Below are 25,526 nucleotides of genomic sequence, written 5' to 3' on the forward strand. Positions count from 1 at the left end.
AGTGGCACCAGCACGACCACCCGCCGCCCGACTGGCGGCCCTGATCGTCGCGATGTTCGCCCTCGGCGTCGCGCTCCCGGCCGGCACCGCCTCGGCCGCTCCCCCGACCGGCCTGCGGGCCGCCGCCCCCGACTCCGACGAGGAGGGTGGCACCCCCGCGCTGCGAGCCCAACTCGAGGCGGCCAGCAAGGGCTACCTGGACGCGAAGCGCGCCCTGGACGCCTCGGTGCAGCGGCAGCAGCAGCTCACCACCCAACTGAAGACCATCGAGGTCGAGCTCAACCAACGCAGCGGCAAGGTCGGCGAGATCGCCGGCGTCGCGTACCGCACCGGCCGGCTCAGCGCGATGTCGGCGCTGCTCAACAGCGACAGCCCGGAAGGCTTCATGGACCGGGCAGCCGCACTGGACGCGGTGGCCGCCAACGAGGACCGGGTGCTGCGCGACCTGCTCAGCAGCAAGGACCAGGCCAACCGCACCCAGGTCGCCCTGAACGGTGAGATCAACGAGCAGCGCAAGCAGGTCGCGGTGATGGCCAAGCGCAAGGAGCAGGCCGAACGGGCCCTGACGGTGGCCACCACCCCCAAGCCGCAGCCCGCCGCCGACACCGACTCCAACCGGGGCACCTCCGCCGCCAACGCGAAGGCCGCGCCGCGCAACTCCGACGGCTCCTGGCCGTCGGAGACGTGCAGCGTCAACGACCCCACGCCGGCCAGCGGCTGCATCACCCCGCGCACCCTGCACGCCCTCAACCAGGCCAAGGCGGCCGGCTTCACCCGGTACGTCTCCTGCCACCGCCCCAGCGGCTCCGGCGAACACCCGAAGGGCCGGGCCTGCGACTTCGCGGCCCAGACGGGCGGCTTCGGCGGTGACGCCACCGGCGGCGACAAGACGTACGGCAACAACCTGGCCGCGTACTTCATCCGCAACGCCGACCGGCTCGCCGTGCTGTACGTGATCTGGTACAGGCAGATCTGGCTGCCCAGCAGCGGATGGAAGTCCTACAGCGGGGCGGGTGGCGACCCGTCCAGCGACCACACCAACCACGTGCACCTGTCGGTCTACTGATCCGGCCGTTCCCCAAAGTGTGTGATGCCTGTGAGTCATCAAGATGACTCACAGGCATCACGTTCGTCCGGGCAGCGCTTTCCGACCGGGCTACGTCGCCGGGCGTACCCCTGATGTCGTCGCTCGTCGGACGACCCGGCGGCGGTCGGCGGGCAGCATCGCGGTATGCCTCGGATCCCACCCACCGCCCGCAAGGGGCTGCTCACCCTGCACCTGGTCACCTCGCTGGGCTGGCTCGGCGCCGACCTGGTGCTGCTCACCCTCGGCATCGCCGTGCAGCGTGGCGCCGACCCGGCGGTGCTCTACCCGGTCGGCGCGCTGGTCGGCACCGTCCTGTTCGCGCCGCTGAGCGTCCTGGTCTGGCTCATCGGTGTCGCCAGCGCGCTGCTCACCCCGTGGGGCCTGCTGCGCTACCGGTGGGTGGTGGTCAAGCTGGTGCTCACCACGGTGATGGTCGGGCTGGTGCTGTTCCTGCTCACCCCGAATCTGCGGCACGCCGGAGCGGTGGGCGCCGCCCTGCCCGCACGGGACCGCGCCGACCTGGTGATCGCACCCGCGGTGTCGACCAGCCTGATGATCATCGCGACGGTGCTGTCCACGTACAAGCCGTGGGGACGGCGTCCCGCCGCCCAGCCCGCGCTGGCGGGCCACGCCCGCAACCGGTGACCCCGCTGCCGTCCGCGCTCGGGTCAGGCTGGGGGCGGCGGGTCGCCGGTGCGGTCGAGGGCAGCGCCGAGGCGGGTGGCCAGGGCGAGGTGGGCGGCTCGGGCCTGACGGAACGCGTACCGGAACAGCGGGGTCGGCGCGGTCAGGGTGATGTCGACGTCGATCCGGGTCAGGCCGTCCGGCTCGGGGCGCAGCCGGGTGTGGTTACGCACGGTGGTGGCGGGCCACTGTCGGGCCACCATGACGATCTCGTCGTCCTCGCTGATCAGGACGTCCGCGTGGTAGGTGGTCCGGAAGCGCAGCGGACCGGCCGCCAGCCGGTCGTTGATCGTGTAGCTGGCCTGCGCACCGGGTCGGGGCGGCAGTCGGCGGACCCGGACGATCAACGGGTGCAGCTCACCCTGCCGGGTCAGGTCGCTGAGCAGCGCCGCCGCCTCGGCCGGCGAACACCGGGCCTGCACGGTGTAGCTGAAGGTATCGCTGCTGAGCACACCGTCTCCCGCCGTCGATGGTCGCACGATCGTCCCGTACCGATGTCTGGCTGGCAATGTCCGAGGGCCGGCCCGATGACACGCCCAGTCACCGTTTGGCGCATTAAGGTCGTTTAGTGAGGAATCACCCGGCCGTGCTGGAGGCGGACATCATGAACGGCGACGATCCGGTGAGCGGGCACGTGATGGTCTTCGCGCCCACTCCACAGCTGACGGTGACCGTCGACCAGCCGAACGACCACCCCGAGCTGCACCTGCACCCCGGCGGGCAGGGCGTCTGGCAGGCCCGGATGGTGATGTCGCTCGGTGTCGAGGTGGTGCTCTGCGCTGCCCTCGGCGGCGAGATCGGCCAGGTGCTGGAGCCGCTGCTGGTCAGTGAGGGCGTGGACCTCAAGGCGGTGGCCCGTGATTCCGGCAGCGGCGGGTACGTGCACGACCGCCGGGACGGCTCCCGGCAGGAGATCGCCGACGTGCCCGGTCAGCCGTTGAGCCGACACGAACTCGACGAGCTGTACAACCTGGCCCTCGGCGAGGGCCTGTCGGCCGCGGTGAGCATCCTCAGCGGGCCGAACGAGCCGTGGCTCGTGCCTGCCGACCTGTACCGACGCTTCGCCGCCGACCTCAGCGCCAACGGCGGTCGGGTGGTGGTCGACCTCTCCGGCGATCACCTCGGCTCGGCGCTGGAGGGCGGCGTCTTCTTCCTCAAGGTGAGCCACGAGGAGCTGATCCGCGACGGCCGCGCCCGCAGCGACGACATCGTGGAACTGACCCGGGTCATGTACGAGCTGCACGCGGCCGGCGCCGAGACGGTGGTGGTGAGCCGGGCCGACCAGCCGGCACTCGCGCTCATCGACGGGGAGCTGTTCGAGGTCGAGATGCCCCGGTTGGAGGCCGCCGACCCGCGCGGCGCGGGCGACTCGATGACCGCCGGGGTGGCGGCCGTCGTGGCCGGCGGCGGGGACATCCGGACCGCCATCCGGACCGGGGCCGCGGCCGGCGCGCTGAACGTCACCCGGCATGGCCTGGGCACCGGACGACTGGACTCGATCACCGGCCTGGTGGAACGGGTCCGACTGGTGCCTGCGGACAGCCGGCAGCAGGAGCGGACCACCCCGGACGAGCTGGCCGACCGGGCGGTCGACCGATGACCCTGCGGGTGCTGATCACGAACGACGACGGGATCGCCGCGCCGGGCATCCAGGCACTGGCCTGGGCTGCCCGGCAGCGGGGCCTGGACGTGGTGGTCGCCGCCCCGCTGGAGGAGGCGAGCGGCACCAGCGCCGCGATGAGCGCCGTGGAACGGGACGGACGGGTGGTCGTGAACGACCACCCGCTGCCCGACCTGGAGGGCGTGCCGGCGTACGGGGTTGGCGGCTCACCGGGCTTCATCACGCTGATCGCCCTGCACGGCGCGTTCGGCCCACCGCCATCGGTGGTGCTCTCCGGCATCAACCGTGGTGCCAACGCCGGCCGGGCCGTGTTGCACTCCGGGACGGTGGGGGCCGCGTTCACCGCCGCCACGAACGGGTGCCGGGCGATGGCGGTCTCCCTGGACGTGCTCTCCGCGGGCGAGGCGACGGCGGCGAGCGGCGGTGCGGCAGTGGACGCGGCCGCCCGGGTACGCGACGCCGAGCGGCACTGGAGCACCGCGGCGCGGGTCGCCCTGGACCTGCTCCCCCGGTTGACGTCCGCACCGATGGAGAGCGTGCTCAACGTGAACGCCCCGGACCTGCCGCACGGACGCCTGCGCGGGGTGCGGCGAGGCACGCTGGCCAGCTTCGGTCAGGTGCAGATGACGGTGGCCGAATCCGGCCACGGCTTCATCCGCACGTCGCTGGAGGAGCCGGGGCAGGCCGCCCAGCCGGGCACCGACGTGGCGTTGCTGGCCGCCGGGTATGCCTCGGTGACGGCCATCCGGGCGGTCACCGAAGCAACCGACATCGACCTGACCGGGCTGGACGAGCAGCCCTGACCGGAATGCCCGGTGTGCTCAGGCGCCGGGCAGCACTTCGGGGGTGGCGGCACCGGCGAAGTAGGGCTCCGGGGCGCCGAACAGGCCGAGCAGACCGGTCACCCAGAGCTGTCGGTGCACGAACCGGCTCGGCTGCGTGACCACCAGCTTGACGTCGCTGACCTCGGCCGTCTGGAAGCCGGCGACCATGGCGCTGATGCCGACGGAGTCGATGAAGGTGACCAGCCTCATGTTCAGCTCGATGCGGAGTGGACGGCCCTTGGCCAGCACCTCCGCGATCGCCTCGCGCACCTCGTACGCGGTGTCCACGTCGATCTCGCCCCGCGGGGCGATCTCCACCACACCACCGGACAGAACCGACTTCACGATCGACAGGCTCACGCGAGCACCTCCACCCGCCCGTCCCCCGGGCGCCTCATCAGTACGCGGGCCGCGACCGAGAGTATTCCTCCGACGGCCTCGGTCGCCACCCCTCGGGATGAGTAATTCGCGGATCCGGACCCACAAAGCCGCCCATATCCGTACTTTTCAGTATCTGATTACTCAACACTTTTCGTTATCTGACCCTCGGCGATCAGTCGGGACCGACGCGCCGCGGACAAGGGTAGCCGCCCGGACCCGACAGGCCCGACAACCGGACCACCACCTACGCCCGCCCCGTGTGCCACCGGCGTGTCGCCCGCGAACGCCCGCCCTGATCGGCACCTGTGGTTGCCGACGCGCCCTAGCATCGGGCCGGGAAACCCACCGTGACGGAGAGGACCTTCGATGATCAAGCGACTTGCGGGGCTGGCTGGCGTCGGCGTCTTGCTCGCCCTCGTTCTGGCCTGCGGTTTCGGCGGCGGAGGCGACGATGACGACGATGACGACGACTTCGCCCGGGGCGTCGCCGTGACAGTGGTGCGCTGAGTTCCTCCGAGCCAGGGCCGGCCGGGTTTGCGCTCGGGCGGCCCTGGGCACTGCGGGGTAGGCGAACCGTGACGCGCTGAACAGACGCCGAAGTCCGAAGTGGCCGGCGGCTTCGGCACCCGAGGAGGTAACCACGATGTTCGGAACCAACCTGCTGGACCGCCGCAGCAAGCCGGAGCGGATCGCGGACCAGGCCTGGGAGCACCTGCTCTCGGCCGTGAGCTCCGCCGGAGACAGTGTGCGGGACACCGCCCGGTCGGCCCGTCGCAACAGCGGCGACCTCGCCGATGGCGCGGGTGACCTGGTGGGCTCCGCCGCCGAGGAGGCACGTCGGCGTGCCTCGCTGGCCTTCGACGCGCTCGCCGGCCGCCAGCCGGCACTGCCCTGGACGCTGCTGATCGGTGCCGCGCTCGTCGGCGCGGCGGTCGGCTGGGCCGTCGGGTCCGCCGCGCGGGCCGCCGGCAGCCACGACGACCGTGCCGTCGACGACGTGGAGTTCGTCGACGTCGACCGCCCCAACTCCCCCGCGGTCTGATCAACCGCTCTCCCCGCACCACCACCACGGGCCCCACTCGACCACGGTCGAGCGGGGCCCGCCGGCATTGCGGCGGGACAGGGCGGGTTGGACGTGGCCGATTACCGAACAGGTTGGGGCCGGTCCGCCGGGTGCCGGACCCCTCAGGCCGCCGGCGGACCGGTGCTCGGGTGGTGGGGCGCATGGAGGCTGCTGGGTGGGTGCTGTTCCTCTCGGGCGGAGCCCCGGGGGACGGGGTCGACCGCACGTGAACGCCGTGGCCCGGGGGACGGGCACAGCGACGGGGACGGGAAGAGCTGCCCTGGCTCCACCACCCGACGCGAACGGCTCCCGCAATCGAGGAACGCCACTACCGTAACTGAAGGCGGCTCGCTTTGGAAGCGCTCCCATGGCGGAAATCCGGCCGTCCCGGAACAGCACGGCCGGGCCGTCACCCCTTCCGGGCGAGGATGGTTCACCCGGAGCAGCGGCAGGATCGGACGACGGCGGACCTCCCGGCCGCGACCGCCGCCCGGTCCGCCGACAGAGCACGGGAGGAGGGGCAGATGGCCATCGCGGAGATCAGCCGAACCGACCAGGACATCCAGTCCGCCGTACTCGACGAGCTGACCTGGGAACCGCGGGTACAGCCGCACGAGATCGGCGTGACCGTCGCCGAGGGCGTCGTCACGCTGACCGGACGCGTGGACAGCTACGCCAAGAAGTGGGCCGCCGAGCGAGCCACGCACCGGGTCGCCCGGGTCCGGGCGGTCGCCAACGACGTGGCCGTGCAACTGGACAGCGGCTCCGAGCGCGCCGATCCCGACCTGGCCGCCGCCGCCAGCCACGCGTTGGAATGGGACGCCTTCGTGCCCATCGAGAAGCTCCAGGTCACCGTCTCGGCCGGCTGGGTGACGCTGCACGGCGACGTCGAGTGGGAGTACCAGCGCCGGGCCTCAGAACGGGCGGTCAGCCGGCTGACCGGCGTACGCGGGGTGAGCAACGGCATCACCGTCCGTCCGGCCGCCCCACCCGACGGCCGGGATCTGGCCGAGCGGATCGTCGACGCCCTCGCCCGGGCCGGCGCGACCGAGGCCGAACGGATCAGCGTCCGGGTGCACGGCGACACGGCGGTGCTCGCCGGTCTGGTGCACTCGATGCCCGAGCGGGCCGAGGTGGAGCAGCTGGCCTGGTCCGCGCCCGGCATCCGCGAGGTGCAGAACCACATCGCGGTCGCCCCGGTGCTGCGCTGAGCGGACGCGGGCGCCCGCTCAGCGGGCGCTGAACGGGCGTGGAACCACCCGGGGTGGGTGAGTCCGTCTCACCCGCCCCGGGAGCAGGCTGGAGGCATGAGTGATCCGAACGGGCTGATCCAACCGGGCCGCCCCGCGCCCGGTTTCACCCTGCCGGCCACCCCGGACGGGGGCCTCGTCGGCCCTGAGCAGTTCCGTGGCCGGCCGGTCGTGCTCGCCTTCTACCCCGCTGACTGGAGCCCGGTCTGCGGTGACCAGATGTCCCTCTACCAGTCGGCGGCGCCTGTCTTCGCCCAGTACCGGGCAGCGGTGCTCGGCATCTCGGTGGACAGCATCTGGTCGCACCGGGCGTTCGCCGAGAGCCGGGGCATCGAGTTCCCGCTGCTGGCCGACTTCGAGCCCAAGGGCGAGGTGGCCCGCCGCTACGGCGCGTACATGTCGAACGGTGAGGCGGCCCGCGCGCTCGTGGTGCTGGACCCGGCGGGGACGGTGACCTGGAGCTACCTCTCCCCGCCCGACGTCAACCCGGGCGCGGACGGCATCTTCGACGCGCTGGACCAACTCGCCGCCGATCGGAAGGTGATGGCCGGATGACCACGCCACTTCAGGTCACCGCCCGGCTTCGGGATCCGGTGACGACCGATGACCACATCCGCGGCCCGGCCGACGCGTCGGTGACCATCGTCGAGTACGGCGACTTCCAGTGCCAGTTCTGCGGTGCCGCGTACCCGAACCTGCACGAGTTGCTGCGGCAGCGGGCCGACACCGTGCGGTTGGTCTACCGGTACTTCCCGATCGCCAACATGCACCCGTACGCGGAACGCGCCGCCGAGACGGCCGAGGCCGCCGGGGTCCGGGGCCGGTTCTGGGAGATGCACGACTGGCTCTACGAGCACCAGGACCAACTCGACCCGGTGCACCTCTCGCTCGGTGTCGAGCAGGTCGGGTTGCCGCCGGACGAGTTGAACGCCGAGGTGGAGGGCCGCAGTCACGCGGACCGGGTGCGTCGGGACTTCGTCGGCGGCATCCGCAGCGGGGTGAACGGCACCCCCACCCTGTTCGTCAACGGCGTTCGGCACGACGGTGGTTACGACCTGCCCGACCTGCTGGCGGCCGTGGACGCCGCTGGCAACGCCTGACCGCCGGCAACGCCTGACCGCCGACCGAGAACCGCCGACCTGCTCAGATCAGCCGCAACTCGCGCGCCCGCCGGACCGCCTCGCGCCGGCGGGTCGCGTCGAGTTTGCGGTAGATGTTGCGGACGTGGGTCTTCACCGTGTTGACCGAGAGCGACAGTTCGCTGGCGATCTCCACGTTGGACAGGATGCTCTGCAGGTAGCGCAGGATGGTCAGCTCCCGCTCGGTGAGCGGCTCGTCGAGCGTGTCCCTCGGCTCGGCGGCGGGGCGGGCGGTGCTCCTGCCGGCTCCCCGCACCAGGTCGCTGACCAGCGCGAAGTGCGCGGTGCCGGCGTCCAGGTGGGCGGCCAGCAGGTCCCGCACGGGTGGTTCGGCGCGGGTGAAGACCCGTCGACAGCCCTGCGGCCCGGCCAGGTCCAGCACCTGCTCCAGGATCCGGCCCGCCCGCCGCCCGTCGCCGGCCCGCTCGGCCAGCAGGGCGTCCAGCAGCCCCGCGTCGAGGCGTACCGGCAGGGGCCAGGAGGTGGCCGCTGGTGACTGCCAGCCCGGAAGGGCGCGCCCTGCGGCAGCGGCCTCACCGGCCAGCAGCTCCACCTTCGCCGCCGCGACCGCGAGGACGGGTTCGCTCGCGCCGACCAACAGGTCGCGGGCGGCGTCCAGGTCACCCCGCTCGGCGCGCAGTTCGGCCTCGGCGGCCCGCAGCAGGCCGGCCAGCTCGGTCGCGGACGGCCGGTCGGCCAGCGCCTCCCGGGCCCGGACGAGCAGTCGTTGCCCGGCTGCCGGGTCGCCGGAGTCGCGGTGCAGCTTTGCCCGGCACAGCGCGGCCACCGTCGCCGCTACCGGTTCGTCGGCAGCGGCGGCCGGCCAGTCGTCGCCCGCATCCGTCTCGAGGCCGGCGATCCAGCCGCCGACGATGCCGAGGGCCGGGCCGGCGAGAGCGAGGTTGGCGGCAGCCTCCTCGGGCTGGTCGCGGAGCTGCGCCACCAGGGCCAACGCCAGGTACGCGTAGGCGCAGTCGAGCCGACAGGACCAGCCCCGACAGGGTGGCATCCCGAGCGCGTCCCGAGCCGCCTGCTCGGCCGCCCGCAGTTCGCCGCGCACCGCGAGCAGCAGCGCGGCACGGCTGGCGCCGACCAACTCGGTACGCGGACGGCCGGCCTCGCGCGCCGCCGCCCGGGCCCGGACGAACCGGGCGGTCGGGAGTGCGCCGTCGGCCAACTCGACCAGCCCGAGGGCGGTGCCGGTGAACGCTCTCAGGTCCGCGTCGTCGGCCGCGCCTCCCCCACCGGCCGTCGGGGCGGAGCTGGCCGCTCCGGTCGGCGCGGAGTCCGGCACACGGGTCGGCGTGGCGCCCGCAGGGCGGGTTCGCAGCAGTCGGGCGGCGGCGGCCCGGACCTCCGCCGGGTCGCCGGAGAGGCGTGCCACGCTTACTTCCAGCGCCGTGACCAGGCGTAGGAACCGGTCCCGCCGCGGCACGGGCAGACCAGCGGCATGGTCGGCGGCCGAGCGCAGGTGGCTGCTGGCGGCCGGCAGATCACCGGCGTACGCGCGCTCGGCGGCGCAGGCCAACGCCACCTCCGGGTCGGCGCGGATCACCTCCGCCGGCGGGCTCATGGGGGCGGGGGCGTGCACCGGGTCCCGGTCGTACCGGGTCAGTTCCGGCCAGTGCGCGACGAACAGGTCGCCGGCCAGGTCCCACCGGCCGGCGGCCAGCGCGTGCCGCAGACCGTCGGCCGGCCGCCCGTCCTCGGCGTACCAGTCGGCGGCCCGTCCGTGCAGGTCACGGAGTTCGTCGGGGGGCAACCGGGCCAGGTCGGCGCGGAGCAGGTCGGCGAGCAGGGGCTCGCAGCGGTACCAGGGTGGGCGGGTGTCCTCGCGGTGCAGCAGGCCACCGGTCCCGGCCAGGGCGGCCAGCACCTGTGCGGCGTCGGCCCGACCGGTCAGCGCCTCAGCCAGGTCGGCGCAGACGGTGTCGACGATGGCCGTCCGGCGCAGCAGATCCTCCTCGGCCGGGTCGAGTGCGGGGAGCACCTCCTCGTGCAGGTAGCCGGCGATCTCCGGCTGGTCACCGCCGAACTGCCCCACCCAGCGCTCCGGGTCGGGCTGCCCGCGCACCGCCAGCGCGGCGATGCGCAGCGCGGCCGGCCAGCCTCCGGTCCGGTCGCGCAGCTGGTGCACGGCGGCTGCCGGTAGCGCGGCGGCGTGCGCGGTGAGCAGGTCGGCCACCTCGTCGTCGGTGAACGCCAGCTCGTCCGGGCCGATCTCGGTCAGCTCTCCGGCGAGGCGTAGCCGGTGCAGGGGCAGGTGCAACCCGGCCCGCGCGCCGATCACCAGGCGCAGCCGCCGCTCGGCATGTCGCAGCAGGAACTCCAGGCCGGTCAGCGCCGCCGGGTCGGCGACCCGGTGCAGGTCGTCCAGGACCAGCAGCACCGGCCGGTCCGCGGCGGCGAGCGTGGCGGCCAGCACCTCCAGCTGCTCCGGGCGCGGCGGCCGGTCCGGCAGCGGGCCGTCCTCCGCCGACCCGGTCGCCGACCGCAGGGCCGCCGCGAGGTACGCCCAGAGCCGGTCGCCGTCGTCGCCCACCTCCACGGACAGCCACGCCGGGACCGGGCGGGCCTCGGGCGGCACCGACAGGTCGCCGGAGTCGGGCACGACCCCGCCCGGCTCGACGTCGGGCTCAGCACCGCCCAGCCGTACCCAGGAGGCGAGGAGCGTGGTCTTGCCCCAGCCGGCGGGAGCAGCGATCAGGGTGACCGGCCCGGCACTGCCCTCGTCCAACCGGCGCAGCAGTCGGGGCCGGGCCACCACCGGCTCCGGCGGCACGGCCGGAGTCAGCCGGGACGCCAGCAGCGGAGACTCCGCCGGACGCCCCGGTGCCGTATCGACCTGTCGTGCGGTTTCGACCCGTACGCGATTCCGCTGTTCCGGCACCCAGCCCCACCCCCACCACGCGCTCCGCCCCCGGTCGGCGAGCGGTTACCCGGCGGGGGCCGGTTCACCCCTTCCGGGCGAGCACGCTTCACCCGGCCGGGACCGACGATCGGGGGACGTGGACCGCGAGGACGGGTGGGGACGAATGGGACGGCTGGCGCGGGCGGGACCCGCCCTCGGCAGCGCGGCGCTGACCGGGGCGGCGCGGTTGCTGCGCGTACCCCGGCGGCGCGGCCGGACCGGCGCGGACGGCGACCCTGGCGCGCCGGCCCGGTGGCAGGTGGTGACTGTCGACCGGCCTCCGGAGCAGGTGCTCCCCGATGGTCGCTGGCCCGAACCGCTGCGCCGCCTGGGCGGTGCGGTCGAGGTGCGGGTGCGGCCGGCGCCCGGCGACCGGGGCACGGAGCTGGCGGCCCGGCCGCTGCCCGGCGGCACCCCGCCCCCCGGGCTGGCCGCGCACCTGGTCGGTGACGACCCGGGCCTGCTGGTGCGCCGTACCCTGCGCCAGGTCAAGCAACGGGTGGAGGCCGGCGAGGTGCTGCGCGCGGACCGGTCGGCGCTGGACCGCCGCGAGGTGCACGGGTGAGGGCGCTGTGCTGGGTCGCCGCCGACGAGGTGGCGGTACGCGAGGTGAGCGACCCGGAGCTGCGCAACGAGCGTGACGTGATCGTCCGGGTTCGTCGCAGCACCACCTGCGGCGGTGACCTGCCGCTGCTGGCCGGGCGGGATCCGCTGCTGCGGGCCGGTGACGTGCTCGGGGCCGAGTTCATGGGCGAGGTGGTCGAGGTCGGGCCCGCCGTCCGCCGGCACCGCACCGGCGACCGGGTGGTCGTCGGCGCGAGTGTCGCCTGCGGCGGCTGCTGGTACTGCCGTCAGGGCCTGCACTCCTGCTGCGACAACAGCAGCGTCGACCTGGCGAGCGCCGACCCCGACCAGGGACGGGACGCCGGCGGTTTCGGCCGGCCCCGGGCGGCGGGCGGCTTCGCGGGCGGTCACGCCGAGTACGTGCGGGTGCCGTACGCCGACGTGGGCGCGTTTCCGGTGCCGGACGCTGTCGACGACGACCGGGCGTTGTTCGCCGCCGACGCGGCACCGGCCGGCTGGTCGGCGGCTGAGCTGGGTGCGGTGCGCCCCGGCGACGTGGTGGCGATCTGGGGCGCCGGAGCGGTGGGCCAGTTGACCGCCTGGGCGGCGGTGCGGCGTGGTGCCGCCCAGGTGCTGGTGGTGGACCGCTACGAGGAGCGGTTGCGGATGGCGGAGCGGCACTGTGGCGCGGAGCCGCTGGACTATCGCCACACCGACGTTGCGGCGGAGCTGCGTGACCGCAGCGGCGGACGCGGGGCGGACGTGTGCGTGGTGGCGGTCGGCTGGTCGGCGGCCGGTCGCTTCGGTGGCCGCACCGCCGACCACCCGGACGCCCTGCGGGAGGCCGTGTACGCCTGCCGCAAGGGCGGTGTGGTGGTGGTGCTCGGCGAGTCGGCCGGTTTCGTCGACGCGTTTCCGCTGGGCACGGTGAACGACCGGCGGCTCACGCTGCGCGGGGCCCGGCGGCCGGACCTGCGGGACGTGCCGATGCTGCTGGACCGGATGGCCCGCGACGAGCTGCGCACCGAGCAGCTGGCCACCCATCGGCTGCCGCTCGAGCAGGGCCCGCAGGGGTACGCGCTGTTCCGGGACCGGGCTGACGGATGCGTACGGGCCGTGTTCACGCCGTGACGGCCCTTTCGTGATCTGCCATCGGGCACCGCGAATGGCAGACTCTGGGGATGGCTGGGGAGCGAACGTACGACGTGGTGCTGTTCGGGGCGACCGGGTTCACCGGGGGCCTGACCGCTGAATACCTGGCCCGGCACGCGCCGCCGGGGCTGCGCTGGGCGCTGGCCGGGCGCGACTCGGGCCGCCTCGCCGCCGTCCGGGACCGGCTGGCCGCGACCGACCCGACGTTGACCGACCTTCCGCTGCTCACCGCCGACGTGACCGACGCGGCCTCGCTGCGCGCCGTCGCGGAGAGCGCCCGGGTGGTGGCCAGCACTGTCGGCCCGTACGTCCACCACGGGGAGCCGCTGGTCGCCGCCTGCGCCCGGGCTGGCACCGACTATCTGGACATCACCGGTGAGCCGGAGTTCGTCGACCTGATGTATGTGCGCCACCACGCCGAGGCGGCCCGCACCGGCGCGCGGCTGGTGCACGCCTGCGGGTTCGACTCCATCCCGCACGACCTGGGCGTCTGGTTCACCGTCAAGCAGCTGCCCGCCGACGTGCCGATCACCGTGGACGGTTACGTGCGCGCCGGTGGCCGGTTCTCCGCCGGCACCTACCACTCGGCGCTCACCGCGTTCTCCCGTACCGGGCAGGCCAGCCAGGCCGCCCGGGACCGTCGGGCGGTCGAGCCGCGCCCCACCGGCCGCCGGGTGCGGGCGGTGCCCGGCCGGCTGGGCCGCTCGGCGGAGCTGGGCATCTGGACCGTGCCGCTGCCGACCATCGACCCGCAGGTGGTCCGCCGCTCGGCGGCGGCCCGCCCGGAGTACGGCCCGGACTTCCGTTACCGGCACTTCGCGGCCGTGAAGCGGCTGCCCACAGTGCTGGCCGGCGCGGTCGGGCTCGGAGCGGTGGTCGGGCTGGTGAAGCTGCCGCCCAGCCGACGGTGGCTGCTCGGCCGGCTCGCGTCCGGGCAGGGGCCCACCGCCGAGCAACGGGCGGCGTCCTGGTTCCGGGTCCGGTTCGTGGGCACCGGCGGCGGGCAGCGGGTGGTCACCGAGGTGGCTGGCGGCGACCCCGGTTACGACGAGACGGCGAAGATGCTCGGCGAGTCGGCGCTGTGCCTGGCGCTCGACGAGCTGCCGCAGACTGCCGGTCAGGTCACCCCGGTCGCCGCGATGGGTGACGCGCTGCTCGACCGGCTCGTCCGGGCCGGGCTCACCTTCCGGGTGCTCAAGCAGGACACGGCGGAGCACTCGGCTTGACCCTCGACCGGGTCGAGGGGGCAGGATGCCCAGCGTGAGCGACCTGCACAGCATCGGTGAGCTGGCGAGGGCCAGTGGCCTGACCGTCAGCGCCCTGCGTTTCTACGACTCGGCGGGGGTGCTGGAACCGGCCCTGGTCGACCCGGTGACCGGCTACCGCTGGTACACCGATGAGCAGATCGCCCCGGCCCGGCTGGTGGCCGGGCTGCGCCGGATCGGCATGCCGGTGCCGGAGATCGCCGCCGCGGTCCGCGCCGAGCCGGCTGCGGTGCACCGGTTGCTCGACACGCACCTGCGCCGGTTGGTCGACGGGCTGGCCGACGCCCGTCGGGAGGTGACCCGGCTCCGGGCGCTGGTCGACCCGGCCCAGCCGAGCACCACCACGCTGCTGCTCTCCCCCGCCGACCTGGCGGCCGCGCTCGACGCGGTGCGCTTCGCCGTCGGCGCGGACCCGGAGATGCCGATGCTCTGCGGCGTGCTGCTCGACGTGGAGCCCGACGGTGTCCGGCTCGTCGCCACCGACCGGTACCGGCTCGCGTTGGCCCGCTCCCGGGCCGACGTCGACGGTCCGCCGGTGCGGGTGTTCGTCCCCGTGGCCCTCGTCGACCAGCTCCGGCCGCTGCTCGACGCCGCCGACGCCTGGCCGGTGTCGTTGACAGTGGCGGGCGCGGACCTGCGGGTGCTGGTGGCCGACCGGACGCTGACCGGCACCGCCCTGCCGTACGACTTCCCGGACTACCGCCGGTTGCTGCGCAAGGCCGTCGGCGAGCGGCCCACCGCGCGCCGGATCACTGTCGACGTGGCCACGCTGCGCGCCGCGTTGGCCGACCCGGCGGCCCCCACCGTCGCCCGCGACGACGACGGCACGGCCCGGGAGGTCACCGTGCTCGGCGTCGACGACCAGGGCGGTCTTCGGCTGCTCCCCGCCGCCGACCTGGACAGCGACGCGCTGCGGGTCGGGGTGGACGGTCGCTACCTGCTGGACGCGTTGAACGCGGCCGGCGCGCCGCAACTGGTGCTGGAGCTGGACGGGCCGATCTCCCCGCTGGCCCTACGCCGACCGGACGACGCGGACACCTACTCGGTGCTCATGCCGATCCGGCTCTGAGCCGGCGGCCAGCAATCCCCGTCCCGCGAGGAAAAGCCCGCGACGGTAGCATCTGGTGGTTCACCTGTGAACCCCGGACGGAGGCGTACAGAGCAGCATGCTCGACATGGAGTTGATCCGGAAGGATCGCGAGGCGGTGGCGACCGCGCTGGCGAAGCGTCTGGATCCCGCCGAGGTCACCAGTGCCCTGGACGAGATTCAGCGGCTCGACCAGGAACGACGCGCCCTGATCACGGAGATCGACGCCGAGCGGCAACGCCGCAAGGCGGAGGCCCGGGCGTACGCGCAGGCCAAGCGCGCCGGCGAGGAGCCGCAGGCCGCCGCGCCGGAGGCCGAGCGTAAGCAGCTCGCCGAGCTGGAGTCCCAGCTGGACGAGGTGCAGGCCCGGCTGCGCGACGCGATGAGTGAGCTGCCCAACCTGCCCAGCGACGACGTCGTGGCCGGCGGCAAGGAAGCCAACCGGGTCGTGAAGACCTTCGGCGAGCCGCCGGTGATCGAGAAGGTCCGCGACCACGTCGAGCTGAGCCGCGCGCTGGGCCTGGTCGACTACGAGCGCGGGGTCAAGCTCGGTGGGTCCGGTTTCTGGATCTACACCGGCGTCGGTGCCCGGCTGGAGTGGGCGCTGCTCAACTACTTCGTCGACCAGCACATCAAGGCCGGCTACGAGTTCCTGCTGCCGCCGCACCTCCTGCTGGACTCGGCCGGCTTCGCCGCCGGCCAGTTCCCCAAGTTCTACGACGACGTCTACCACCTGGACTCGGCGTCCGCCCCGCGCGGGCAGTTCCTGCTGCCCACGTCGGAGACGGCGATCCTCGGTGCGTACCAGGACGAGATCCTGGAGACCCCGAAGCTGCCGCTGAAGGCCTTCGCGTACACCCCGTGCTACCGGCGGGAGTCGGCCGGCTCGCACTCCGACGAGCGCGGCACGGTGCGCGGGCACCAGTTCAACAAGGTGGAGATCTTCCAGTTCACGCTGCCGGAGCAGGCCGACGCCGCTCTGGAGGAGATGCTCGCCCACGCCGAGAGCCTGGTCGAGGGGCTGGGTCTGCACTACCAGCGCACCCTGCTCTCCGCCGGTGACGCCAGCGCCTCGATGAAGAAGACCCTCGACATCGAGGTGTGGATGCCGAGCACCGGCAAGTACAAGGAGGTGTCGTCGGTTTCCTGGGCCGGCGACTACCAGGCCCGTCGGGCGGCCATCCGCTACCGGGAGCCGGGCGGCAAGCAGACGCGCTTCGTGCACACCCTCAACGGGTCGGCGCTGGCCACCAGCCGGCTCTTCCCGGCCATCCTGGAGCAGAACCAGCAGGCCGACGGCTCGGTGCTGATCCCGAAGGTCCTCCAGGACCGCCTGGGCACCGACCGTCTGACCTCGCGCTAGCCGGTCCGTTCGACGGGGGCCGGGTCCGCCCCGCGCCCCCGTCGACGCATCCAGGCACCCAGCGCAGTGAGCAGGACGAGAGCGGCCAGCAGCACTGGTGGGCCGACGGCGTCGAGCGCGTCGGCCAGGGCGTGCTGCACCTCCGACGCCACCCGGATCACCGGGTCCCGCAGGGCGTCGCGGCGGCCGGCCGCCAGCCGTAGCTCGTACCAGCCGTACCAGGCGACGTAACCACCGGCGAGCAGCAGCATCAGGCCACTGAGCCGGGGCACGAGCGCGCCGGCGACGCGCAGCCGCGCCACCAGGCCGTCGCGCACCAGCGCCACGCCGAGCGCGGCGACCGCGACCACCAGACCCATCCCGAGGGCGTACGCGCCGAAGAGCGCCACCCCCTGGCCGGTCGAGCCGGCCTGGAGGCTGGTCACCACGATGGCCAGGAACGGCGCGATGGCGCAGCCGAGCGACGCGAGCGCGTACGCCGCACCGAACAGGACCATCGACGGCCAGGAACGGGTCAGCCGGGGCGCTCGGGCCGACCAGCCCGGGGAGGGCAGTCGCCGTCCGGCGAGCAGCCAGCAGCCCGCCACCATCAGCAGCACGCCGAGCGTCACGGTCAGCCAGGGCAGCCGGGGTCGCAGCCAGCCGGCCAGCGGCGCGAGCGCCAGCCCGAACGCGCCGAAGACCAGCACGTACCCCACTGTCAGCCCGGCCGCCGCGGTGAGCGCGCGGCCGACCGCGCCGCGGGCGTCCGACGCACCGGCGACCAACAGCGAGAGGTACGCGGGCAGCAACGCGAAGCCGCACGGGTTGACCGCGCCGAGCATGCCGGCGGTCAGCGCGAGCAGCAGTGCGGCGGTCACGCCCCGGCCAGGGCGGCGACGCGGGCGGTGAGCGCCTCACCGTCGAGGAAGCCCTGGTGGACCACTGTGCCGTTCCGGTCGATGATCACAAAGATGCTCTGTTCGGTCACCTTGAACCGCTTCCAGAGCGCGCCCTTGCGGTCCTCGATCTGCGGCGTCCCGGCGAGGTCGAACTCGGTGACGAACTCCTTCATGGCGCGTTGCTCGCCCAGCCCGGCGACGCCGATGATCGGCACGGTGTCCCGGTATCGGGGCGCGACCTCGGCGACCGTCCAGGCCTGGCTGGCGCAGGTGGCGCACCACGGCGCCCAGAACCACAGGACCACCGGCTTGCCGGCGAGCTGCGCGGCGTCGAACGCGGCGCCGGTGAGGGTGGTGCCGGTGAAGCGCAGGATGTCCGGGACCTGCGCCGGGGCTGCGGGTGGCGCGCCAGCCGGCGTACCGGTCGGTGTGGTCGCCGAACCGGTCGAGGCCGGGGCCGACCCGGCGACGGCGGGGCCACCCGGCGCGGTGCCGGTGCAGGCAGCAGCGCCGGACAGGGCCACGACGAGCGTCCCGGCGGTGGCGGCGCGGCGTAGATGCCCGGCCGCCGTCCATGCCATGCCACTGGGCATCCGCTTCTCCGTTCCGGTCAGGAAGGGACCCTTCCCGACTCTCATCAGGCGTTGACTGGGTGCCCTTCCCTACTCGGCCTTGGCGAGGCGCAGAGCCAGCTCCGGGCACACCTTGACGGCCTTCAGCGCGCCTTCGCGCAGCCAGGTCGGCACGGGGGTGGGCGGGAAGGCGGGGTATCCGTTCGCGTCGAGCCGGATGAAGTCCGGTACGACGTGCGCGCAGAGGCCGTGCCCGTCGCAGCGCGACCAGTCCAGGGTGAGCTTCTGCGGGTTCTCGTCGGGTGCGCCCGGCAGCCCCATCACGCCCTTGACCCGCCGCCCACAGCCGTCGCCGGTGCTGTGCAGCCGCAGGTCCTCGGCGAAGACCTCGATCGCGGAGAGCGCGAACCGGGCGGTGCCGTCCGGGTGACTGCACGCGCCCCGGCCCTTCACCTCGCCGGCGGCGGCTCGCACCACGTCCGCCGGTTGGCTGCCGGCCACGGCCAGGTCCACGGCTCGGGCCAGGTCCGGCAGGCCCATCTTGCACGGCCCGCACTGGCCGGCGGACTCCCCGGCCAGGTAGCGCACCACCTGGGCGGCCTCACCGAGCGGGCAGGTGTCGACGCCGAGCGGGATGATGATGCCCGCGCCGAGGGTGCCGCCTACCGCGGCCAGGCCCTTGCGGGAGACCTCGGCCGTCTCCGCCGCCTCCGGGGTGATCCACTTGCCGTGGTAGCCGCCCATCAGGATGCCCTGAATTTCCGGCACCTCGCACAGGTCGAGGACGTCGCGCAGCGGCATGCCGGCGGTGCACTCGACCACCGCCGGCCGGCCCGCCGCGCCGGTCACGGTGAGCAGCACGGTGCCCGGCTCGTCGTCGGTGCCGAGGGCCGCGTACTCGTACGGGCCGAGTCGGGCGCCGACGGCGAGCTGGGCGTACGTCTCGGCGTTGGAGAGCAGGGTGGGCAGGCCACTGACCCCGGAGTCGCTGGAGCGCTTCTTGGTGCCGGGCGGGATGTGCGGCAGCCCGTTGATCCCGTTGACCAGTGCGCCGCCCTCACCGGAGATGAACCGGTGCGGCACTGTGACGATCGTCGTCTGCACCGGCATCCGGCGCTCTTCGAGCGCATCCATCAGCGAGTCCCGGCCGACCCCGTCGTCCGCCACGCCGATCACGATCTCGTCGGCGTCCAGCGCGTACGCGGCCAGCGCCGCCCCGTCCAGGATCAGGTGCGGCGCGCGGGTCAGCAGCACCTTGTCCTTCCAGCTGGCCGGCTCCCCCTCGGTGGCGTTGACCACCACCACGGCGGCGAGGTCCTGCCGCTCGCAGGACTCCAGCACCGCGCGCAGTTTGCGGGCGAACGGGAAACCCGCTCCGCCCTTGCCCTTGAGCTGCATGCCCTCGGCAAGCCGGAGCAGCTGCGCCGGCTCCATCGGGCCGATCGGTCCGTGCACCTCCTCGTGCGCGAGCAGGTCGAGTCGGCCGTACTCGGCGAAGCCGGCGGTGAGCCGGGGCTCGCCCACACAGGCGACCGGTGGCACGGCGGTACGCATCACTTCGCCTCACCTCGCAGCCCGGCCCAGTACGCCCCGTCCACCGCGTCGGCGCTGGCCTTGCGGCGCTTGGCGGACCGGCCCTCGCCGGCCGTCCGGCGCGCGCGCCGGGAGGCCAGGTCGACCAGGGTCGGGGTGTCGTCGACCGGCGGCGGCACCTCGTCCGGTACGTACCGGGCCGGTGGGCGCCAGTAGTCCGGCTCGTCCGCCAGGTCCTCGTCGGCGCTGTGCCAGCCGCTGTCACTGCGCGGCGTCGCGGAGATCGGGCTGCTGGAGATCGGGCCGGCGGAGATCGGCTCGGCGGCCTGCCACCGGCGCGGGCTGTCCCACGGCTCCTCGGGCTCGACCGTCGGCGGGGCCGAGTACCGGCTGCCGTCGTCCTCGCTGCGGGACCGGCGGCTGGACCGTTCGACGACCGGGTCCTCGGCGCGTCGCCGGCCGGTCGGAACGTCCTCGTCCCGGGTACGCGAGCCGCGACGCCGGGCCACCGGCGCCAGCTCTTCTTCGTCGCGCCGGCGGGTGTCGGTCTCCTCGACGCCGCGGCGGGTCGACCGGCGGGTCGTGGGCTCCACCTTGTCGCGCCGGCCGCGGGAGCGTTCGGTGTCGCGGCGGGCCGCCGGCTCCTCCTCCCGTCGACGTCGGCTCGGCCGGGTCGGCTCGACGAGGGAACCGGGCTCGGGCACCACGGGGACGGTGAACCGTTCGGGGTCACGTCGCGCGGCCGGCGCGGCCCAGGTGGCGGTGGTGGTCTCCGCCCAGGCGGGACGCTTGTCGGCGGCCTTGCTGCGCCGACCCAACCCGGCCAGCAGCGATCGGGCGGTCTTCGCCTCCTCGGCCCGGCCTACCATCACCGCGTTGCGCACCGCGGCCTGGTGCTGTTCGCGGCTGCGCCGACCGATGGTGACCGAGAACCGGACCAGCAGGGCAAGCACCACCAGCAAAATGCAGCCGAGGTAGCTGAACATCACCCAGGGCGCTGCGGCCCGACCGGCGTTGAGGCCGTGAAAGACAGCGAACGGCCAGGCCAGGTACGCGGTGGAGTGCAGCGTGCGCCACAGCCACTTCGGACCGACGCCCGCGAAGCGGGCCCGGATGATCCCGGTCCAGATCACGCTGACCATGAGCAGGGCGGCCACCGTGCCGAGCCCGACGTAGAGCCCTCGGCCGCCGACGAACGGCACCACCGCGTCGGTCGCCGCCGCCCGGCCCGTGGCGATCTTGGTGAGGACGTGAAAACCGAGGCCGGCCACGCCCAGCACACCGGTGGCCCGGTGCGCCGACTGCATCAGCACCCGGTGCGAGATGCGCAGCACCAACCGGTCGGTGGCGAGCAGACCGAGCATCACGGTGAGGCTCAACGCCACCAGGGAGATCACCCCGGCGAAGAACTCGGTGAAGAAGAAGCCGTACGCGTACGCCTTCTGGCCGGCGCCGGTCAGCATGACCGCAGCCCAGAGCGCGGCGAGCACCGACGCGATCAGCATGGCTGTCGCCGACCGCGACCGGGTCCGCACCCCCCGACTGCTGGCGCTGGTCCGGACGGTCGCCGCCTTCTTGTCCTGCTGTGCCCGGGCCATCTGCTCCTCGATCGTCTCGCGGCGGCGTACCACCGGCCGACCCCTGCTCCCCCATCCAGTACGGACGGTGGGGGTGCGCGGATCACCCGCTGCCAAAAATTTCTGGGGCAGGATCGAACCGACTGCCGCCAACGTGCGTTGCGCACGCTCACACGCGCGGGTCATTGCAGTGACGATCGTCCATGCATTGACAGTCGCTGCAACAGGCTTGTAATCTTTCGGAAATTTTCAGCATGGGTTGCAAGATTCCGACAACCCAGCGTTTCCCGCCGCGCCACCACCCCCACCCCGCCCTGCGTTCGTCAGGAGTCCTCGATGCACCGACGTCGACGCGGCTCGGCGATCCTCGCCCTCGGCCTGGTCGCCAGCCTGCTTCTCCCCGCCACCGTGCCGGCATCACCGGCCGTCGCCGCCCCGTCCGGCTCCAAGAAGGTCATCGTCCAGCTCTTCGAGTGGAACTGGCCCTCGGTGGCCAGCGAGTGCCAGAGCACACTCGGCCCGAAGGGCTACGGCTACGTGCAGGTCTCGCCCCCACAGGAACACGTACGGGGCAACCAGTGGTGGCTGGCGTACCAGCCGGTCAGCTACCGGATCGAGTCCCGCAAGGGCACCCGGGCCCAGTTCCAGTCGATGGTGAACACCTGCCACGCGGCCGGGGTCAAGGTGCTCGTCGACGCGGTGATCAACCACATGTCCGGTCAGGACAACGGCGGCACCGGCTGGGCCGGCTCGTCCTTCTCGCACTACGACTACCCGGGCATCTACCAGACCCAGGACTTCCACCACTGCGGTCGCAACGGCGGCGACGACATCGCCAACTACAACGACCGGTACGAGGTGCAGAACTGCGAGCTGGTCAACCTGTCGGACCTCAAGACCGAGTCGGACTACGTGCGCACGAAGATCGCCTCGTACCTCAACGACCTGCTCTCCCTCGGTGTGGACGGATTCCGACTGGACGCCAGCAAGCACATGCCGGCCGCCGACATCGCCGCGATCAGGGGCAAGCTCTCCCGCTCGGCGTACATCGTGCAGGAGGTCATCTACGGTGCCGGCGAGCCGGTCCAGCCGACCGAGTACACCGGCAACGGTGACGTGCACGAGTTCCGCTACGGCAAGGACCTGGCCCGGGTGTTCCGCTCGGAGCGGTTGGCGTACCTGCGCAACTTCGGCGAGGGCTGGGGGCACCTGCCCACCGGAAAGGCCTCGGTGTTCGTCGACAACCACGACACCCAGCGCGACTCGGGTGGGGTGCTGACCTACAAGGATCGGGGCATCTACTCCCTGGCGAACGCGTTCATGCTGGCCTGGCCGTACGGCTCGCCGACCGTGATGTCCAGCTACACCTTCAGCAACCGGGACGCCGGCCCACCCTCGGACGGCGCCAACAAGACGCTCAACGCCACCTGCTACTCCGGCTGGGAGTGTGAGCACCGCTGGCCGGTGATCGCCAACATGGTGGGCTTCCGCAACGCCACCGAGGGTGCCGCCGTGGCCAACTGGTACGACAACGGCAACAACCACATCGCGTTCAGCCGCAGCGGCAAGGGCTTCATCACCGTCAACGACGAGGACTCCGCGGTGAACGGCCGCTCCTACTACACCGGGCTGCCCGCCGGTCGGTACTGCGACGTCATCCACGGCACGTACGCGGGCGGCACGTGCAGCGGACCGGTGATCACGGTGGACGGTAGCGGCTGGTTCGCGGCCAACGTGCCGGCACACGACGCCGTGGCGATCCACATCGGCGCACGGGTCTGACGCACCGCCGGGAAGAGCCCCTGTTATCGCATTTTGTCTGGCAAGGGGCCCTTCCCGGCGAACGTGCGTCCTATACAGTCATTTGGTGGAGTTTGCCGGAAAGTCCCCGTACCGCCGCCGTGGCGTCTGGGTGGCCGCCGCCATCGCCGTGCCCGTGCTGCTGGTGAGCGCGCTGCTGATCGGCCAGGCCCTCACCCCGAGCCCGACGGCCCCCGAGAAGGTCGTCGCGGCGGCCGACCCGACGCCGAGCAGTGTCGAGCAGAACGCCGAGGAGCCGATCCCCGCGGCCGCGCCCGCCCCGGCCGGGCTGCCGGTGGTCGACTACGACCCCGCCCCCAAGGGGTTCCCCGCCGACCCGGCCACCATGGACACCACACCGCTGACCGAGGGCGCGCATCCGACCACGCGGATCGCCGCGTACGACGCTCCCGGCGGTCGTCCGCGAGCGTTCCTCGAACCGACGATCCGCGGCGTCGAGCTGACCATGCCGATCGCCGAGCGGCACGCCGGCTGGACGGCAGTGCTGCTGCCCTCGGCCAACCGGCGGCTCGCCTGGCTGCCGCCCGGTGGGTTCGACACCGTGCCACTGCGCGACCAGATCGTGGTGGAACGCAAGGTGCACCGTCTCACCTGGTACCGGGCAGGCAAGGCGGTGCGCTCCTGGGAGGTCAGCCTCGGCCAGTCGGGGCAGGAAACTCCCCTCGGGCGCACCTTCGTCCTGGGTCGCACCCCACCGCCGGAGTCGGTCTACGGCGGGGTGGACATCTACGCCCTCGGTTCGGTGCCCGACGACCCGGAGTCGGTGCCGGCCGGGCTGCGCGGCGCGCACATCGGGGTGCACACCTGGCACAACGACGACGAGCTGGGCGAGAACACCACCAACGGCTGCATCCGGCTGACCCGCTCCGGCCAGCGGGAGCTGCTCGCCGAGGTCCGCCCCGGCAGCAGCGTGCTGGTGGTCGACCGGTTGCCCACCCCGCCGCCGACCGCCTGACCGTCAGCAGGCACTGTCACTCGCCGAGCAGCCAGCCGTTCTGCTCGGCGACCCGGATCGCGTCGGCGCGGTTGCGGGCACCGGTCTTGCCGATCGCCGCCGAGAGGTGGTTGCGCACCGTCCCCTCGGACAGGTGCAGTGCCCGGGCCAGGTCGGCGACCGTTCCACCGCCACGGGCCGTACGCAGCACCTCGGTTTCCCGCTCGGTCAGCGGACTCACACCGGTGGCCAGCGTCTCCGCGGCCAACGTCGGGTCGACGACCCGCAGGCCGGCGTGCACCCGGCGGACCGCGTCGGCGAGTTGCCGGGCCGGGGTGTCCTTGACCACGAAGCCGCTCGCGCCGGCCTCCATCGCCCGGCGCAGATAGCCGGGCCGGCCGAAGGTGGTCACCACCAGCACCCGGCAGGTCGGCAGCGCGGCGCGCAACGCGGTCGTGGCGGCGATCCCGTCCATGCCGGGCATCTCCACGTCCAGCAGGGCCACGTCGGGGTCGGTCCGCCGGGCCTCGGGCACCACCTCGTCGCCCCGGCCGACCTCGGCCACCACTGTCAGGTCCTCCTCCAACGAGAGCAGCGCGGCCAGCGCACCCCGGACCAACGCCTGATCGTCGGCGAGCAGCAGCCGGATCCGCGCGGACCCGCCGCTCACCGGGCCTCCGCCGGCGAGTGCACCCGCAGCAGGAAACCGCTGCCCTCCGGCCGGCGACCGACGGTCACCACGGCGTCCAGCCGTCGCGCCCGCTCCCGCAGACCGACGAGCCCGTGCCCGCTGGTGTCGGGAGTGGACGGACCACGGCCGTCGTCACTCACCTCGACCCGGTCCGGGTGGACCCGGACCGTGCAGCACCGCGCCCCGCTGTGCCGGACCACGTTGGTCACCCCTTCCCGTACCGCCCAGCCGAACAACCGGTCCCACTCCCCCGGCAGGTCCGGCACCTCGGCCGGCAGATCCGCCGCGATGCCCGCCGAGGCCAGCGCGGAGCGGGCGCCAGCCAGCTCCGCGGCGAGAGTGACCTCGCGGTACGCCCCAACCGTCTGCCGTACGTCGGCCAGCGCCGCCCGGGCCAACGCTTCCACCTCGGCGATCTCGACGGCGGCCCGGTCCCGGTCGACGTCGATCAGACGCCCGGCCAGCTCGGCCTTGATCGCCACCACGGTCAGCGAGTGCCCGAGGATGTCATGCAGGTCGCGGGCGGCGCGGGCCCGTTCCTCGGCGACCGCGAGCCGACCGATCTCCTGCTGGGCGGCCTGGAGCTGACTGTTGCGCTGAGCCAACTGGGACACCCCGAACATGGCGAACGACGCGAGCAGCACCGCGAAGACGATGCCGCTCTCGGCCTGCCATCCGGGCACCAGCCAGGAGGCCAGCGCGGGGGTCACGGCGCAGACCACCACCACCGCCAAAGCCTCCCAGGGCGGCAGCAGGAACACCGCCGCGGCCGCCACGTAGACCAGGGTGGCCAGCCAGTCCCCGCCGGTGCCCGGGATGCTGGCCAGGCCCACCAGGAGCAGCAGTGCCAGCCCGGCCCGTGCCCGGCCCGCCGGGATCGGCGCCAGCACCTGGCGCAGCCGGCGGGCCCACTGGAACAGCAGCACGTAACCGATACCGAAGGCGATCAGTGCCGTCACGCCGAGCACCCGCCGCCACATCTCCGGCTGGTGCAGCGCGGTGGCGAGCGGCACGTTGAGGAAGAACAGCCAGACGGCGGCCAGCAACCAGCCGGTGACCCGCCAGTGGCGGTTCGCCGGCCGGGGCTGTCCCGTCGAGAGGTCCATCGGGTTCACGCTAACCGTCG

At 73.4% G+C, this 25,526-nt stretch carries 25 protein-coding genes; 16 read left to right on the top strand and 9 right to left on the bottom strand.

Features of this window, described 5'->3' with window-relative positions; genetic code table 11:
* The first annotated feature begins 1 nt into the window (after position 1).
* Together GA0070619_RS20575 and GA0070619_RS20580 are read left to right on the top strand one after the other, a co-directional pair.
* Positions 2–1,066 (top strand): coiled-coil domain-containing protein, encoded by a 1,065-nt coding sequence (locus GA0070619_RS20575; RefSeq protein WP_406083300.1) that lies wholly within the window; start codon positions 2–4, stop codon positions 1,064–1,066.
* 165 nt (positions 1,067–1,231) lie between these two features.
* Positions 1,232–1,732, top strand: a complete 501-nt coding sequence (locus GA0070619_RS20580) for a hypothetical protein (protein WP_088949578.1) — start codon at positions 1,232–1,234, stop codon at positions 1,730–1,732.
* Between the two features lie 23 nt (positions 1,733–1,755).
* On the opposite strand, the gene GA0070619_RS20585 is transcribed toward GA0070619_RS20580, so the two are convergent.
* Positions 1,756–2,223, bottom strand: a complete 468-nt coding sequence (locus GA0070619_RS20585) for an SRPBCC family protein (RefSeq protein ID WP_088949579.1) — start codon at positions 2,221–2,223, stop codon at positions 1,756–1,758.
* Between the two features lie 185 nt (positions 2,224–2,408).
* On the opposite strand from GA0070619_RS20585, the gene GA0070619_RS20590 reads away from it, so the two are divergent.
* Together GA0070619_RS20590 and surE are read left to right on the top strand one after the other, a co-directional pair.
* A complete protein-coding gene (locus GA0070619_RS20590; protein WP_088951932.1) occupies positions 2,409–3,371 on the top strand; it encodes a PfkB family carbohydrate kinase in 963 nt (320 codons plus the stop codon).
* On the top strand, positions 3,368–4,195 hold the full coding sequence (gene surE, locus GA0070619_RS20595) for a 5'/3'-nucleotidase SurE (RefSeq protein WP_088949580.1): 828 nt from the start codon (positions 3,368–3,370) through the stop codon (positions 4,193–4,195). The genes GA0070619_RS20590 and surE overlap by 4 nt, the downstream gene beginning before the upstream one ends.
* A gap of 18 nt (positions 4,196–4,213) precedes the next feature.
* Here the strand turns inward: surE and GA0070619_RS20600 are convergent, their stop codons facing one another.
* Positions 4,214–4,576 carry an STAS domain-containing protein gene (locus GA0070619_RS20600; RefSeq protein ID WP_088949581.1) on the bottom strand — a complete coding sequence of 121 codons (363 nt, stop codon included), beginning with the start codon at positions 4,574–4,576 and terminating at the stop codon, positions 4,214–4,216.
* 387 nt (positions 4,577–4,963) lie between these two features.
* Here GA0070619_RS20600 and GA0070619_RS32535 point away from each other — a divergent pair, with 387 nt between their 5' ends.
* The 5 genes from GA0070619_RS32535 (at position 4,964) to GA0070619_RS20620 (ending at position 8,010) form a co-directional block, all read left to right on the top strand.
* Complete coding sequence (locus GA0070619_RS32535; protein ID WP_157744063.1) at positions 4,964–5,104, top strand: hypothetical protein; 141 nt, start codon at positions 4,964–4,966, stop codon at positions 5,102–5,104.
* A gap of 136 nt (positions 5,105–5,240) precedes the next feature.
* On the top strand, positions 5,241–5,639 hold the full coding sequence (locus GA0070619_RS20605) for a hypothetical protein (RefSeq protein ID WP_088949582.1): 399 nt from the start codon (positions 5,241–5,243) through the stop codon (positions 5,637–5,639).
* A 545-nt stretch (positions 5,640–6,184) separates the two neighbouring features.
* Positions 6,185–6,871, top strand: coding sequence for a BON domain-containing protein (locus GA0070619_RS20610; RefSeq protein WP_088951933.1), 687 nt, complete (start codon positions 6,185–6,187; stop codon positions 6,869–6,871).
* Positions 6,872–6,967: 96 nt separating this feature from the next.
* Positions 6,968–7,465, top strand: coding sequence for a redoxin domain-containing protein (locus tag GA0070619_RS20615; protein WP_088949583.1), 498 nt, complete (start codon positions 6,968–6,970; stop codon positions 7,463–7,465).
* Entirely contained in the window at positions 7,462–8,010 is a 549-nt protein-coding gene (locus GA0070619_RS20620; RefSeq protein WP_088949584.1) for a DsbA family protein, read from the top strand. The genes GA0070619_RS20615 and GA0070619_RS20620 overlap by 4 nt, the downstream gene beginning before the upstream one ends.
* 43 nt (positions 8,011–8,053) lie before the next feature.
* Here GA0070619_RS20620 and GA0070619_RS20625 read toward each other — a convergent pair whose 3' ends face one another.
* Entirely contained in the window at positions 8,054–10,939 is a 2,886-nt protein-coding gene (locus GA0070619_RS20625; RefSeq protein ID WP_088949585.1) for a LuxR C-terminal-related transcriptional regulator, read from the bottom strand.
* A 145-nt stretch (positions 10,940–11,084) separates the two neighbouring features.
* Between GA0070619_RS20625 and GA0070619_RS20630 the strand changes: the two genes are divergently transcribed.
* The 5 genes from GA0070619_RS20630 to serS all read left to right on the top strand — a co-directional run bounded on the left by GA0070619_RS20630 (position 11,085) and on the right by serS (position 16,391).
* Positions 11,085–11,525 carry a hypothetical protein gene (locus GA0070619_RS20630; RefSeq protein ID WP_088949586.1) on the top strand — a complete coding sequence of 147 codons (441 nt, stop codon included), beginning with the start codon at positions 11,085–11,087 and terminating at the stop codon, positions 11,523–11,525.
* Positions 11,522–12,655, top strand: coding sequence for an alcohol dehydrogenase catalytic domain-containing protein (locus tag GA0070619_RS20635; RefSeq protein ID WP_088949587.1), 1,134 nt, complete (start codon positions 11,522–11,524; stop codon positions 12,653–12,655). The genes GA0070619_RS20630 and GA0070619_RS20635 overlap by 4 nt, the downstream gene beginning before the upstream one ends.
* Positions 12,656–12,705: 50 nt before the next feature.
* The gene (locus GA0070619_RS20640) at positions 12,706–13,902 is read left to right on the top strand and encodes a saccharopine dehydrogenase family protein (protein ID WP_088949588.1); all 1,197 of its coding nucleotides are present in this window, start codon (positions 12,706–12,708) and stop codon (positions 13,900–13,902) included.
* Positions 13,903–13,945: 43 nt separating this feature from the next.
* Positions 13,946–15,010: a DNA polymerase III subunit beta family protein gene (locus GA0070619_RS20645; RefSeq protein ID WP_371409918.1), complete on the top strand. Its 1,065-nt coding sequence runs from the start codon at positions 13,946–13,948 to the stop codon at positions 15,008–15,010.
* Between the two features lie 97 nt (positions 15,011–15,107).
* Positions 15,108–16,391: a serine--tRNA ligase gene (gene serS / locus GA0070619_RS20650; protein ID WP_088949590.1), complete on the top strand. Its 1,284-nt coding sequence runs from the start codon at positions 15,108–15,110 to the stop codon at positions 16,389–16,391.
* Here the strand turns inward: serS and GA0070619_RS20655 are convergent.
* The 4 genes from GA0070619_RS20655 to GA0070619_RS20670 form a co-directional block, all read right to left on the bottom strand.
* Complete coding sequence (locus tag GA0070619_RS20655) at positions 16,388–17,251, bottom strand: cytochrome c biogenesis CcdA family protein (RefSeq protein WP_088949591.1); 864 nt, start codon at positions 17,249–17,251, stop codon at positions 16,388–16,390. The genes serS and GA0070619_RS20655 overlap by 4 nt on opposite strands.
* Positions 17,248–17,865 (bottom strand): TlpA family protein disulfide reductase, encoded by a 618-nt coding sequence (locus tag GA0070619_RS20660; protein WP_231927118.1) that lies wholly within the window; start codon positions 17,863–17,865, stop codon positions 17,248–17,250. The genes GA0070619_RS20655 and GA0070619_RS20660 overlap by 4 nt, the downstream gene beginning before the upstream one ends.
* Before the next feature lie 69 nt (positions 17,866–17,934).
* Positions 17,935–19,398, bottom strand: coding sequence for an NADH-quinone oxidoreductase subunit NuoF family protein (locus GA0070619_RS20665; protein ID WP_172862083.1), 1,464 nt, complete (start codon positions 19,396–19,398; stop codon positions 17,935–17,937).
* Positions 19,398–21,008 carry a ferric reductase-like transmembrane domain-containing protein gene (locus tag GA0070619_RS20670; RefSeq protein ID WP_231927119.1) on the bottom strand — a complete coding sequence of 537 codons (1,611 nt, stop codon included), beginning with the start codon at positions 21,006–21,008 and terminating at the stop codon, positions 19,398–19,400. The genes GA0070619_RS20665 and GA0070619_RS20670 overlap by 1 nt, the downstream gene beginning before the upstream one ends.
* Positions 21,009–21,290: 282 nt before the next feature.
* Here GA0070619_RS20670 and GA0070619_RS20675 point away from each other — a divergent pair, with 282 nt between their 5' ends.
* Positions 21,291–22,736, top strand: a complete 1,446-nt coding sequence (locus tag GA0070619_RS20675) for an alpha-amylase (RefSeq protein WP_088949594.1) — start codon at positions 21,291–21,293, stop codon at positions 22,734–22,736.
* 85 nt (positions 22,737–22,821) lie between these two features.
* Complete coding sequence (locus GA0070619_RS20680; RefSeq protein WP_088949595.1) at positions 22,822–23,730, top strand: L,D-transpeptidase; 909 nt, start codon at positions 22,822–22,824, stop codon at positions 23,728–23,730.
* Positions 23,731–23,746: 16 nt separating this feature from the next.
* Here GA0070619_RS20680 and GA0070619_RS20685 read toward each other — a convergent pair whose 3' ends face one another.
* Together GA0070619_RS20685 and GA0070619_RS20690 are read right to left on the bottom strand one after the other, a co-directional pair.
* Positions 23,747–24,379, bottom strand: a complete 633-nt coding sequence (locus GA0070619_RS20685; protein WP_172862084.1) for a response regulator transcription factor — start codon at positions 24,377–24,379, stop codon at positions 23,747–23,749.
* Positions 24,376–25,506 carry a sensor histidine kinase gene (locus tag GA0070619_RS20690; protein WP_157744064.1) on the bottom strand — a complete coding sequence of 377 codons (1,131 nt, stop codon included), beginning with the start codon at positions 25,504–25,506 and terminating at the stop codon, positions 24,376–24,378. The genes GA0070619_RS20685 and GA0070619_RS20690 overlap by 4 nt, the downstream gene beginning before the upstream one ends.
* Positions 25,507–25,526 lie beyond the last annotated feature (20 nt).

Origin of the sequence: Micromonospora zamorensis (assembly GCF_900090275.1) — a bacterium.
In the GTDB taxonomy this organism is placed as follows: Bacteria; Actinomycetota; Actinomycetes; order Mycobacteriales; family Micromonosporaceae; genus Micromonospora; species Micromonospora zamorensis.

Bases quoted from the DNA above. Each gene is read 5' to 3' on its own strand.
- GA0070619_RS20675 (WP_088949594.1), top strand. From the start codon at position 21,291: ATGCACCGACGTCGACGCGGCTCGGCGATCCTCGCCCTCGGCCTGGTC.
- GA0070619_RS32535 (WP_157744063.1), top strand. From the start codon at position 4,964: ATGATCAAGCGACTTGCGGGGCTGGCTGGCGTCGGCGTCTTGCTCGCC.
- serS (WP_088949590.1), top strand. From the start codon at position 15,108: ATGCTCGACATGGAGTTGATCCGGAAGGATCGCGAGGCGGTGGCGACC.
- GA0070619_RS20690 (WP_157744064.1), bottom strand. From the start codon at position 25,506: ATGGACCTCTCGACGGGACAGCCCCGGCCGGCGAACCGCCACTGGCGG.
- GA0070619_RS20660 (WP_231927118.1), bottom strand. From the start codon at position 17,865: ATGCCCAGTGGCATGGCATGGACGGCGGCCGGGCATCTACGCCGCGCC.
- GA0070619_RS20640 (WP_088949588.1), top strand. From the start codon at position 12,706: ATGGCTGGGGAGCGAACGTACGACGTGGTGCTGTTCGGGGCGACCGGG.
- GA0070619_RS20610 (WP_088951933.1), top strand. From the start codon at position 6,185: ATGGCCATCGCGGAGATCAGCCGAACCGACCAGGACATCCAGTCCGCC.
- GA0070619_RS20630 (WP_088949586.1), top strand. From the start codon at position 11,085: ATGGGACGGCTGGCGCGGGCGGGACCCGCCCTCGGCAGCGCGGCGCTG.
- GA0070619_RS20590 (WP_088951932.1), top strand. From the start codon at position 2,409: ATGGTCTTCGCGCCCACTCCACAGCTGACGGTGACCGTCGACCAGCCG.
- GA0070619_RS20615 (WP_088949583.1), top strand. From the start codon at position 6,968: ATGAGTGATCCGAACGGGCTGATCCAACCGGGCCGCCCCGCGCCCGGT.
- GA0070619_RS20580 (WP_088949578.1), top strand. From the start codon at position 1,232: ATGCCTCGGATCCCACCCACCGCCCGCAAGGGGCTGCTCACCCTGCAC.
- GA0070619_RS20620 (WP_088949584.1), top strand. From the start codon at position 7,462: ATGACCACGCCACTTCAGGTCACCGCCCGGCTTCGGGATCCGGTGACG.
- GA0070619_RS20665 (WP_172862083.1), bottom strand. From the start codon at position 19,398: ATGCGTACCGCCGTGCCACCGGTCGCCTGTGTGGGCGAGCCCCGGCTC.
- surE (WP_088949580.1), top strand. From the start codon at position 3,368: ATGACCCTGCGGGTGCTGATCACGAACGACGACGGGATCGCCGCGCCG.
- GA0070619_RS20605 (WP_088949582.1), top strand. From the start codon at position 5,241: ATGTTCGGAACCAACCTGCTGGACCGCCGCAGCAAGCCGGAGCGGATC.